The following is a 10,573-nucleotide window of genomic DNA, read 5'->3' as shown; positions in this document are numbered from 1 at the left end:
CGGCGGGCGGACGATCAGCCTGAGCAACACCGACAAGTCCTCTACCCGGCGACCGGCACGACGAAGGGCGGGTGATCGAGTACTACGAGCGGGTCGCCCCGTGGATGATCCCGCACGTCAAGGACCGCCCGGTCACTCGGAAGCGCTGGGCGAACGGCGTCGACGGCAAGGTCTTCTTCGAGAAGAACCTGCCGGACACCGCACCCGACTGGGTCCGGCACCACACCATCGCGCACAAGGAGCACGACACCGAGTACCCGATCGTCGACGACATCGCGACGCTCGTGTGGATGGCACAGCAGGCCGCGCTCGAGCTGCACGTCCCGCAGTGGCGCTTCGGGCCACGCGGTGGACACCATGACCCGGACCGGCTCGTCCTCGACCTCGACCCCGGCGAAGGCGTCGGCCTTGCGGAGTGCGTCGAGGTCGCCGTCGCCGCACGTGAGGTCCTGCAGGGCATGGGACTCGACCCCTACCCGGTGACCTCCGGCTCCAAGGGCATCCACCTCTACGCCGCCCTCGACGGACGCGCGACGACGACGCAGGTCTCCGAGGTCGCGCACGAGCTCGCGCGTGCACTCGAGCAGGACCTGCCCGACCTCGTCCTGTCGTCGATGAGTCGGGCCGACCGCACCGGCAAGGTGTTCGTCGACTGGTCGCAGAACAACGGCAACAAGACGACGATCGCTCCGTACTCGTTGCGCGGCCGTGACCGGCCGACGGTCGCTGCCCCGCGCACCTGGGACGAGCTCACCCAGCGCGGCCTCGCCCAGCTGACGCTGGACGAGGTCCTGGACCGCCTGGAGGCCCGTGGCGACCTCCTGCACCCGGTCGCCGCCGCCTCGTTGTCGGTCGGCCGCCCGGACGCCGGACACTGGGACGGCGCGCGGACGGCCGACGCGAACCGGGCGAGCGAGGACCGGCTGAGCGCGTACCGCGCCAAGCGCGACGCGTCGAAGACCCCGGAGCCGGTCCCGGCCGGACCGCCGACGGTCCGCGAGGACGGCCTGCAGACGTTCATCATCCAGGAGCACCACGCCACGAGGGACCACTACGACTTCCGGCTCGAACACGACGGGGTGCTCGTCAGCTGGGCCCTGCCGAAGGGGGAGCCCACCGACCCGGGGAAGAACCACCTCGCCGTGCAGACCGAGGACCACCCGCTCGAGTACGGCGGGTTCGAGGGGACCATCCCGCACGCCGAGTACGGCGGGGGGACCGTCACGGTGTGGGACGACGGCACGTACGACCTCGAGAAGTGGCGCGACGGCGAGGAGGTCATCGTCACGCTCCACGGCCGCACCGGCGGCGCCCGTCGCCTCGCACTCCTGCACACCCGCGGCCGTGGTCGTGGACGCGACGGCGACGAGAAGAACTGGCTCATCCACCGGACGAAGGAGCAACCCGCCCGCGAACCCGGCGCCGGCGACCGGGCAGCGTCGGGGCGGACCGAGCGGCCGGCGGGCCACGCGACGGCCCGTGCGTCGGAACCCCCGACCGAGCGCCGCACGATGCAGGCCTCCCTCACGACGGGCGAGCCGCACCTCGACCCCGACGACTGGGCCTTCGAGCTGAAGTGGGACGGCGTCCGCGTGCTCGCCACCGTACGGGACGGCCACGTCACGCTGCGCAGCCGGAACGGCAACGACCTGACCGACCAGTACCCGGAGCTGCAGGACCTCGGCGACCGGGCCGCGGTCGACGGCGTCTACGACGGCGAGGTCGTCGCGCTCGACGACCGGGGTCGGCCCTCGTTCCAGCTCCTCCAGGAGCGCATGGGCCTCACGAAGCCGCGCGAGGTGGAGGCAGCCCGCCGACGGACCCCCGTGCGGCTGTTCCTCTTCGACGTGCTCGAGGCCGACGGGCACGAGCTGACCCGGCACGGGTACACGGCACGCCGGGAGGCCCTCGCGACCGTGGTCGAGCCCGGCGGTGCGGTCGAGGTGCCCGACGCCGTCGAGGGCGACTTCGCGGCGGCGCTCGCCGAGTCCCGTCGTCGTGGTCTGGAGGGCGTCGTCGCGAAGAAGCGCACCTCCCGGTACGCCGAGGGCCGCAGGTCAGAGGCCTGGCTGAAGGTGAAGCACCACGCGACGCAGGAGGTCGTCGTCGGCGGGTGGAAGCCCGGTGCCGGTCGACGTGCCGGCGGCATCGGGTCCCTCCTGCTCGGTGTGCCGGGGCCGGACGGGTTGGAGTACGTCGGCAAGGTCGGCACCGGCTTCCGCGACCGGGACCTCGACGAGATCGCGGACACCCTCGGCCCCCTGGAGCGGAAGACGTCGCCGTTCGTGGACGTCCCGCGTCCCGATGCGCGCGACGCGCACTGGGTCCGAGCGACACGGGTGGGCGAGGTGGAGTTCGCCGAGTGGACCGGCGACGGTCGGCTCCGGCAGCCCTCGTGGCGCGGGTGGCGGCCCGACAAGGACCCCGGGGACGTCGTCCGGGAGTCCTGATCGCGCACATGCACACGCATGGGGTCCGCCTCGGGCGAACTTCCGTCCCCCGTTCGGCCGCTCCACGGGGGACGATCCCGCCGGGAGCCTGCCGCCGCTCCTCGCGCGACTGTTACGTTCACGGGGACGGAAGGGCGTGACCATGAGCACGAGCAAGTACCTGCCGCCGTTCACCCCGGAGGAACGCGGAGCGGCACCGGGCAACCGTGCGCGACACGCGGTGGAGCCGCCGGCCGTCGTCTCGGACGGCGAGATCACGTACGCGGACTTCCTCGGCGACGAGGTCGAGGACTGAGACGCGGTGAAGGTGAGACGCGGCCGAGGACTGACCGCACTGACGGCGAACTGAAGGCGGCCCGCACGCCGGATCAGGGGACGCACGGGCCACCGTCGGGAGCGCCGTGACCGGCGTTCAGGGATGGACCGGCCACGGCGCGCTCGGGCCAGCAGCGGGGAGCCGCTGGCAGGCTCACCACTGAGACGGTGTGACGAACCGGATCGTCACACCGGGTCGTGACGATGTCCGGATGACGCGGGTCAGGGTGCCGGAGCGGGACCGTCCGCCGGTGCGGCGTCGTCGGCGGCGGCCAGGTCCTCATCGACGAGCTCGTCCTCGTCGGGCTCGGTCACGTCGGCCGCAGCGGCCTTCGCCTCGTCGATCGCGTCCTGGGAGCGGCGGAGGAGTTCGTCGTCGTGGTCGGTCATGACCGCGACGCTACGCGGGGGCCCCTGAGTCGGCCTCGCGGCGAGGCGTGGGGAGCGTCGGCATCGGCGATCGTGGCGCACCGTGCGACGACTCGTAGTCCACTGCGGACGTCGGCGCCGGGGTCGACGGCATGGCCGGGGCGGCGGGGGCGCCGAACGCGTCGGCGGCGTCGAGCACGGCCCGGGTCGCGGCAGCTGCGGTGCGGAGTGCTTCGGCCGTCGGCATCGCCCGGTGCGCCGCCGTCCGGACCTCGACGCCCCAGGGCTCGTCGAAGCCCAGGTCGCGGACCGTCCGGACGAAGCCGGGCAGGTCCCACGCACCGGACCCGGGGAGGTGGCGGGCAGCGCGGGACTCCTCGGCGAGCGTCATGCCGGCCGGTGTGTGGAGGAGACCGTCGCTCAACTCCACGGCGGCGAGGGCCGACGGGGCGACACCCTCGTGGACGGACGCGAGGGTCGAACCCCCGCGGAGCGTGTGCATCGCGTCGAGGAGCAGGCCGCCGTTCGGGTGCCCGGCGGCGGTGACGAAGCGGGAGGCCCGCTCGACGGTGGGCAGGTTCGACCACGGTTCGGGCTCGAGGACGAGCTGGGCGCCGAGGTGCTCCGTCCGTTGCGCGAGCGCGATCCAGTCGTCGAGCATCGCGTTCGGCGTGACGGTGAGGGTGGTGTCGGCGCGGACGACGACCTGCCACGCGCGCAGCGCAGCCGTCGCCTCGAACACCACGCCCCGGTCGGCCTCCTCGTCCGCGGAGCGATCGGCGCTGGTCCACCACCGGTCGAGCGGGCCGAGCTGCACCCACACGATCCCGGCACGGTCGAGCACGCGACGGAGCGCAGCGAAGCCCATCGTCGCGCGCACCTCGTGGAGGTCGCCCACGGTGAGCGAGAGCCCCGCGAAGCCGGCGTCACCGACGGCGCGGACACGGTCGCCGATCGGTTCGTCGCCAGCCCAGGTCGAGGACGTGGCGAGCAGGTCGTGTTCGAGCACGGCGGCACCTCCGGAATCCGGACGGGCGACTGCTCCCCAGCAGGCTGCCCCGTCCGTGGTGTTGCGACGCCGCAGACCCCCGACGTCACACCGAGGTCTACGCCGCAGACCTGCGAGCGCTCCCAGTCGCTCGACACGTGGCCGGTATGCGCGGGTGCTCAGACGATCCGTGTGCGCACGGTCCCGACGCCGGCGATCTGGCCCTCGACGACGTCACCGCGCACGAGCGGGCCGACCCCGTCCGGGGTGCCGGTCATCAGCAGGTCGCCCGGAGCGAGGCGGACGGACCGGGACAGCTCGGCGATGGTCTCCGCGACCGACCAGATCTGGTCCGCGAGGTCGCCGGACTGGCGCAGCGCACCGCCGACGTGCAGCTCCACGGCTCCGGAGGTCGGGTCGACCCCGGCGGCCGGCACGAGCGTCCCGACGGGGGCCGAGGCGTCGAAGCCCTTCGCGGCGTCCCACGGGCGCCCGAGTCGCTTGGCCTCGGCCTGCAGGTCACGCCGGGTGAGGTCGAGTCCGACGCCGTAGCCCCACACGACGTCGAGGGCATCGGCCACGGGGACGTCGACCGCGGGTGCGCCGATCGCGACGACGAGCTCGACCTCGTGCTCGAGCTGGCCGGTCAGCGGCGGGTACGGGGTGTCGGCGTCGTCCGTCACCACGGCGTCCGCCGGCTTCGTGAAGAAGAACGGGGGCTCGCGGTCCGGGTCGTGGCCCATCTCCCGAGCGTGCGCGGCGTAGTTCCGGCCGACGCAGAAGACGCGGCGGACCGGGAACCGACCGCCGGTGCTCGTCGGGACGGACGGCTGGGGCGGTACCGGGACCACGAAGTCGCTCACCCGCCCACCATGGCACGACGAGGCCGGACCGTCCCCGTCACCCCTCGGCGAGGGACGCCTCGGCGCGGAGCTTCCGGGCGCGGGCACGCTCTTCGCGCTCCCGGCGTTCGATCCGCAGCTCCTCGAGGCGTTCGAGTGACCCGTCCGACCGGATGATCGGGCCGTAGTGCGGGTCCTGGAGCAGTTCGAGCGTGCTGCGCTCGTACCGCGCGAAGACCTCGAAGAACCGCTCGTCCTCCATCTCACCGATCATGATGTGTCTCCTTCCGCCTCCTGTTGGACGCCCAGACTTCGTGGTCGTCGAGGGCACGGTCCATCCACTTGTCATCCGGCGTCGACCATGACCGGGTCAGGACCGCATGAGCCATGAACGCCGCCGCGTCCTGCTCGGTGTCGTCGTCCGAGAGCGCCCGCTCGGCGATCCACGACCAACGCTGCCACCAGTGGTCGTGGTGCGCCAAGAACTTCGTATGTCGCCGTGCCCGGACGCCCTCGACCACCGTCACGACCAGGCTCGCGACCGCCACCACGGCACCGATGACCGCCACCGCCGCACTCGTCCACCCCACGTCCATGCCCCGAGCTTGACGGCAATGGACCGGCCACGCGACGAGCGTGACCGGTCCTGTGGAGGGTGGGTCGTGCCTCCAGGCAGGTGCAGGAGCCGCGTCCGGGGACCGCCCGGCGGGGCCGCGGCCCGCTCAGTCCTGCGGCCACCCCGCGAACTCCCACCCGGCGACCGACGGGTGGTCCTCGCCCCGCGAGTACGCGTACGCACGGGCGGCGTCACGGGCCGCGGTCAGGCGGTCGAGCAGCTCGCTGTGCGCCGACGCGTCGACCCGCGTCAGTGCGTCGTGGGCCAGCGCGAACCGGTCCATGTCGTTCCGGATGAGCATGTCGAACGGGGTCGTGGTCGTGCCCTGCTCCTGGAAGCCGTGCACGTGCAGGTCGTCGTGCCCGTGGCGGCGGTAGGTGAGCTGGTGCACGAGCGCCGGGTACCCGTGGAACGCGAAGACGGCGGGCGTCCCCGGGAGGAACACCTCGTCGTACCGCTCGTCCGACACCGGGTGGTCGTGCTTCCGCGGGTCGCCGATCGACAGCAGGTCGACGACGTTCACGACCCGGACGCCGACGCCGGGGGCGTGCTGGCGGATGATGGCCGCCGCGGCGAGGGTCTCGACGGTCGGGACGTCGCCGGCGCCCACGAGCACCACGTCCGCGCGCCCGACCTCGGTCTCGGTGCCGGCCCAGTCCCAGACGCCCAGGCCGGCCGCGGCGTGGGCGACCGCGTCCTCGAGGGACAGGAACACCGGCTCGGGGTGCTTGCCGGCGACGATGACCTCGATGCGGTTCGTCGTCTCGAGCGCGTGGGCGGTGACCGCGAGCAGGGTGTTCGCGTCGGCCGGCAGCTTGATGCGCACGAGGTCCTGCTGCTTCGACGCGACGACGTCGAGGAAGCCGGGGTCCTGGTGGGAGAAGCCGTTGTGGTCCTGCCGCCAGACGTGCGACGAGAGCAGGATCGTCAGGTTCGAGACCGGCAGGCGCCAGTCGAGGTCCGAGGACGACTCGAGCCACTTGGCGTACTGGCCGACCATGGAGTCGATGATGTGCGCGAAGGCCTCGTAGGTGTTGAGGATGCCGTGCCGACCCGTCAGGACGTAGCCCTCGAGCATGCCCTCCAGCACGTGCTCGGACAGCAGTTCGATCACGCGGCCCCGCGCGGCGAGGTGCTCGTCGCCGGGTGCGCGGTCAGCCCGCCACACGCGCGAGGTCACGTCGAACACCGCGTCGAGCTTGTTCGAGATCGTCTCGTCGGGCCCGAACAGCCGGAAGGCCGACCCGTTCCGCTCGACCACCGACGCGAGCCAACGGCCCAGCGTGCCCGTCGCGGAGGCGGGTTCGCCGGCCGCGACGCCGTGCTCCGTGATGGCGGGCAGGTCGAGCGCGGTCCGGAGCCGCCCACCGTTCGCGACGGGGGTGGCGCTCATGCGCAGGTCGCCCTCGGGCCGGATCGAGCCGAGGATCCCGATCGGACGGCCCCGCTCGTCGAAGAGCTCCTCCGGGCGGTAGGAGCGCATCCACGCCTCGAGCCGGGCGCGGTCCTCGTCGTTCGTCCGCACGTCCGGCAGCGGGATCTGGTGCGAGTGGAACGTGCCCTCGTTCGGCCCCGTCCACCCCTTCGGCGTCCGGAGGATGATCATCGGCCAGCGCGGCCGCAGGTCGGCGGCCCCGGCGGGCTGTCCGGCAGCGGCGCGCTCCGCCTGGGCGCGGGCGGCGGCCTGGATGTCGTCGATGCGCGCGAGGGCTCGCCGGAGCGCGGCGTCGAAGAGTGCGTGCACGGCGTAGGGGTCGTCGCCGACCCGGCCGGAGTCCACGGTGATCGGCTCGTACCCGAGACCGCGGAAGTAGGCGTCGAGGTCCTCGCCGGGGATCCGGGCGAGGACGGTCGGGTTCGCGATCTTCCACCCGTTGAGGTTGAGGATCGGCAGCACGGCCCCGTCCGACACCGGGTCGATGAACGTGTGCGCCTGCCACGAGGCGGCGAGCGGACCGGTCTCGGCCTCGCCGTCGCCGACGACGCACGCGACCACGAGGTCGGGGTCGTCGAGCGCCGCTCCGTACGCGTGGGCGAGGGAGTACCCGAGCTCGCCGCCCTCGTTGATCGAGCCGGGCGTCTCGGGTGCCGCGTGCGACGGGATGCCCCCCGGGAACGAGAACTGCCGGAAGAACTGCCGGAGACCGTCCTCGTCCGGGGTGATCTCCGGGTAGAGCTCGCTCCAGGTGCCCTCGAGCCAGGCGTTCGCGTTCATCGCCGGGCCCCCGTGCCCCGGACCGCAGACGTACAGCAGACGGCGGTCCGTCTCGGCGATGAGCGCGTTGCAGTGCGCGTAGACGAGGTTGAGCGCCGGCGAGGTCCCCCAGTGGCCGAGCAGGCGCGGCTTGATGTCGTCCGGCTCGATCGGCCGGGTGAGGAGCGGGTTGTCGAGCAGGTGGATCTGCCCGGCGGTGAGGTAGTTCGCGGCGCGCCACCAGGCGTCGATCGCCCGGATGCGGTCGGTGGTCGCGATGGATGCAGGGGACATGACCCCACGCTACGGACGGGTGGGTGGAGATTTTCCAGCAACGCATCCAAACCGATCGGCGGGGGGTGCCGAATGCCTGTCACAAGGGCGAAACGCCCAAGAAGCTCCCCGGTCATGTACGGCCGGTACACGTCTCCCGCACAGCAAGGGAGGCAGGGCCACCGGCCGGAGCACCGACACAGCAAAGGAACTCATCATGCGCAAGAGCCTGAAGACCACGATCACCCTCGCCACGACCGGCGCGCTCGTCCTCGGTGGCGCCGCGTTCGGTGTCGGCGCCGCGAACGCGTCGACCCCGGCGGTCCACACCGTCTCCTCCAGCTCGTCGAAGATCCCGGCGCCGGTCGCGTCGGTGCCCGAGGTCCTCGGTGGCACCACGGCCGTGAAGCTCGACTCGGGCTTCACCGACGCGCTGACCGCGCTGAAGCTGACCCCGGGTGTGTCGGGCAACGCCAAGCTCGCCGACGGGTCGGTGTCGTTCCCGATCACGGCCGGTTCGGTGACGTACTGGAACCCGGAGGGCAACTACCGTCCGTACGTGCAGGGGCTGCTCAACCACGACGACTCGGGGCTGACGCTCAAGGCCGGTGACACGACGGTGACGCTGGAGAACTTCGTGGTGAACCCGGGTTCGTCCAAGCTCTACGGTGACGTGCTGGTCAACGGCAAGGTCGCGGTCGCGAACGCGTACCTGTTCGAGCTCTGGGGTGGCACGCTCAAGCCGCTGCAGCTCGAGGGTGACAACGCGGTCCTGACCGGCACCACGGTCCACATCTCCGAGGACGCTGCCGGCCTGCTGAACAAGACCTTCGGCACCGACGCCGTCAAGCGCGGCCTCCTCGTCGGCACCGCCACCATCACCGCCAAGATCAAGTAACACCCCGCGGACACCACCCGCACCGCACGCACGAAGCGCCGCCCCGCACGACGGGGCGGCGCTTCCGTGTGCGACGGGACGCAGCGCAGCAGCAGCGGAGCCAGCGAAGCGGGACGCTCAGCGCAACAGCACGAACGAGCGCAGCGGAGCCGGTGCCACGTCGTGCGCCTCCACGAACCCGAGCGATTCGTAGAAGGCCCGCTGACCGGGCTCGTCGTCCGTGAGCAGCACGGTCTGCCGGACGTGCGCGTACCGGCGGAGCACCTCGCCGAGCAACGCCCGCCCGACGCCGGTCCGCTGGTGGTCCGGGTGCACGAGGACGTCCTGCACGTACAGGATCGTCGCCCCGTCGGACACCGTCCGGGCCAGGCCGACGAGGACGCCGTCCTCCCGGGCCGTCACGACACCGTGCGAGCCGGCGACCGCCGCGACGAGCAGGTCCGGGTCGCGGGTGTACGCCGACCAGCCGACGGAACGGTAGAGCTCGACGAGTTCGTCCGGACCCGGTACGGTCCACGCGATGGTCACCACCGGGTCATCGTGGCAGACCGGACCGTCAGGAGGTCGCCTGGCCCTCCGGCACGAACGCCTGGACGCTGAGCAGCGGCGCGTCGGCCGCCCGGCAGGCCTGGTGTCCCGAGTCCTTGAGGAACAGCGACGTCTTCGAGCCCGGCGGGTAGACGCGGAAGCCGTCCGGGGTCACGGGCGAGCAGTCCGCCGTCGAGTAGTTCCCGGCCTGCCCCACCTTGAGCGGTGCCACGGCGACCTGACCCGGCTTCAGTGTCACGGTGGGGTGCGGGGCCGACCGGTCGAGGGTCGCCGCTGCACCGATCTGCTTGCCCGTGCCACCACCGACGAACGAGACCCCGGGCCAGCCCTGCAGCGTGCAGGTCGTCGTCCCGGTGTTCTCGAGCGTGATGTGGAAGACGGTGCTGCCCGCGGCGCCCCCGCTCCCGGGCTCCTCTCCCACCGCCAGGGCGGACGTCGCGCACCGGGCCGACCCGGCCGCGGACGACGACCCCGATCCGGACGAGGACGACCCCGACGACCCGGACCCCGACCCGGACGAGGACGACCCCGACGACCCCGACCCCGACGACCCCGAGCCGGCCGACCCCGAGGCCGACGGGCCCCCGGACGCACTGGTGGGCGCGGTGGTCACGGCGCCCGTCGACGCCGACGTGGCGGTCGGACCCGTCGTCGATCCACCCCCGGCACACCCGGCGAGGACCCCGACGGCGAACACCCCGACGGCGACGGACACGAACGAGCTTGCTGTCCTGCGCTGCATGGACCAACGCAACCACCGCCCGGCAGCCCTGTCTCGGGCAGTGTCCAGGCACCGCGAGCACACTCGCGGGCACCGGCACGGGGAACCGTGCACCACCAGCACCACGGACGACGGAGACCGCCATGACGGACAAGCACGAGCAGGCACGCGGCGACGAGGGTCGCGCGGACGGTGTCGAACCCCGCGCCGGAGCCTTCACGGACAGCGAGATCCCGGGCGAGGGGCACGTGGCCAGCAGCGAGCCGGTGGGGGAGTTCGTCTCGAGCGACATCCGGGGCGAGGACCGTCCGACGCCCGACGGTGAAGAGGGCGAGTACGTCGAGAGCGACATCCCCGG

At 72.5% G+C, this 10,573-nt stretch carries 12 protein-coding genes; 4 read left to right on the top strand and 8 right to left on the bottom strand.

Annotated elements, in window-relative coordinates; translation table 11 throughout:
- The first annotated feature begins 71 nt into the window (after positions 1–71).
- The gene (locus I59_RS19630) at positions 72–2,450 is read left to right on the top strand and encodes an ATP-dependent DNA ligase (RefSeq protein ID WP_261976549.1); all 2,379 of its coding nucleotides are present in this window, start codon (positions 72–74) and stop codon (positions 2,448–2,450) included.
- 142 nt (positions 2,451–2,592) lie between these two features.
- Positions 2,593–2,745, top strand: coding sequence for a hypothetical protein (locus I59_RS22815; protein WP_022903656.1), 153 nt, complete (start codon positions 2,593–2,595; stop codon positions 2,743–2,745).
- A 242-nt stretch (positions 2,746–2,987) separates the two neighbouring features.
- Here the strand turns inward: I59_RS22815 and I59_RS22810 are convergent, their stop codons facing one another.
- The 6 genes from I59_RS22810 to I59_RS09365 all read right to left on the bottom strand — a co-directional run bounded on the left by I59_RS22810 (position 2,988) and on the right by I59_RS09365 (position 8,068).
- Positions 2,988–3,155 carry a hypothetical protein gene (locus I59_RS22810; RefSeq protein WP_022903655.1) on the bottom strand — a complete coding sequence of 56 codons (168 nt, stop codon included), beginning with the start codon at positions 3,153–3,155 and terminating at the stop codon, positions 2,988–2,990.
- Between the two features lie 10 nt (positions 3,156–3,165).
- On the bottom strand, positions 3,166–4,143 hold the full coding sequence (locus tag I59_RS20860; protein WP_022903654.1) for a sugar phosphate isomerase/epimerase: 978 nt from the start codon (positions 4,141–4,143) through the stop codon (positions 3,166–3,168).
- 158 nt (positions 4,144–4,301) lie between these two features.
- Positions 4,302–4,985 carry a fumarylacetoacetate hydrolase family protein gene (locus I59_RS09380; RefSeq protein WP_022903653.1) on the bottom strand — a complete coding sequence of 228 codons (684 nt, stop codon included), beginning with the start codon at positions 4,983–4,985 and terminating at the stop codon, positions 4,302–4,304.
- 37 nt (positions 4,986–5,022) lie between these two features.
- Positions 5,023–5,238 (bottom strand): hypothetical protein, encoded by a 216-nt coding sequence (locus I59_RS09375; protein WP_022903652.1) that lies wholly within the window; start codon positions 5,236–5,238, stop codon positions 5,023–5,025.
- Positions 5,228–5,560, bottom strand: coding sequence for a hypothetical protein (locus I59_RS09370; protein WP_022903651.1), 333 nt, complete (start codon positions 5,558–5,560; stop codon positions 5,228–5,230). Before I59_RS09370 ends, I59_RS09375 begins: the two co-directional genes overlap by 11 nt.
- A gap of 126 nt (positions 5,561–5,686) precedes the next feature.
- A complete protein-coding gene (locus I59_RS09365; protein ID WP_022903650.1) occupies positions 5,687–8,068 on the bottom strand; it encodes a phosphoketolase in 2,382 nt (793 codons plus the stop codon).
- 196 nt (positions 8,069–8,264) lie between these two features.
- Between I59_RS09365 and I59_RS09360 the strand changes: the two genes are divergently transcribed.
- The gene (locus I59_RS09360; protein ID WP_022902958.1) at positions 8,265–8,945 is read left to right on the top strand and encodes a hypothetical protein; all 681 of its coding nucleotides are present in this window, start codon (positions 8,265–8,267) and stop codon (positions 8,943–8,945) included.
- Between the two features lie 117 nt (positions 8,946–9,062).
- On the opposite strand, the gene I59_RS09355 is transcribed toward I59_RS09360, so the two are convergent.
- Together I59_RS09355 and I59_RS09350 are read right to left on the bottom strand one after the other, a co-directional pair.
- Entirely contained in the window at positions 9,063–9,476 is a 414-nt protein-coding gene (locus tag I59_RS09355; RefSeq protein WP_022903649.1) for a GNAT family N-acetyltransferase, read from the bottom strand.
- 25 nt (positions 9,477–9,501) lie between these two features.
- The gene (locus tag I59_RS09350) at positions 9,502–10,236 is read right to left on the bottom strand and encodes a DUF4232 domain-containing protein (protein ID WP_031273503.1); all 735 of its coding nucleotides are present in this window, start codon (positions 10,234–10,236) and stop codon (positions 9,502–9,504) included.
- A gap of 122 nt (positions 10,237–10,358) precedes the next feature.
- On the opposite strand from I59_RS09350, the gene I59_RS19625 reads away from it, so the two are divergent.
- Positions 10,359–10,573 (top strand): hypothetical protein (locus I59_RS19625; protein ID WP_042726609.1); only part of this gene is annotated, 215 nt, incomplete at its 3' end.

This window comes from Curtobacterium sp. B8 (genome assembly GCF_000333315.1).
In the GTDB taxonomy this organism is placed as follows: domain Bacteria; phylum Actinomycetota; class Actinomycetes; order Actinomycetales; family Microbacteriaceae; genus Curtobacterium; species Curtobacterium luteum.
Note: the sequence above shows the minus strand (reverse complement) of the source record. Positions and strands in the feature narration are given on the sequence as shown.

Excerpts from the sequence above, each read along its gene's own strand:
- I59_RS22815 (WP_022903656.1), top strand. The coding sequence starts at position 2,593 with ATGAGCACGAGCAAGTACCTGCCGCCGTTCACCCCGGAGGAACGCGGA.
- I59_RS22810 (WP_022903655.1), bottom strand. The coding sequence starts at position 3,155 with ATGACCGACCACGACGACGAACTCCTCCGCCGCTCCCAGGACGCGATC.
- I59_RS09375 (WP_022903652.1), bottom strand. The coding sequence starts at position 5,238 with ATGATCGGTGAGATGGAGGACGAGCGGTTCTTCGAGGTCTTCGCGCGG.
- I59_RS09370 (WP_022903651.1), bottom strand. The coding sequence starts at position 5,560 with ATGGACGTGGGGTGGACGAGTGCGGCGGTGGCGGTCATCGGTGCCGTG.
- I59_RS09365 (WP_022903650.1), bottom strand. The coding sequence starts at position 8,068 with ATGTCCCCTGCATCCATCGCGACCACCGACCGCATCCGGGCGATCGAC.
- I59_RS09360 (WP_022902958.1), top strand. The coding sequence starts at position 8,265 with ATGCGCAAGAGCCTGAAGACCACGATCACCCTCGCCACGACCGGCGCG.
- I59_RS09350 (WP_031273503.1), bottom strand. The coding sequence starts at position 10,236 with ATGCAGCGCAGGACAGCAAGCTCGTTCGTGTCCGTCGCCGTCGGGGTG.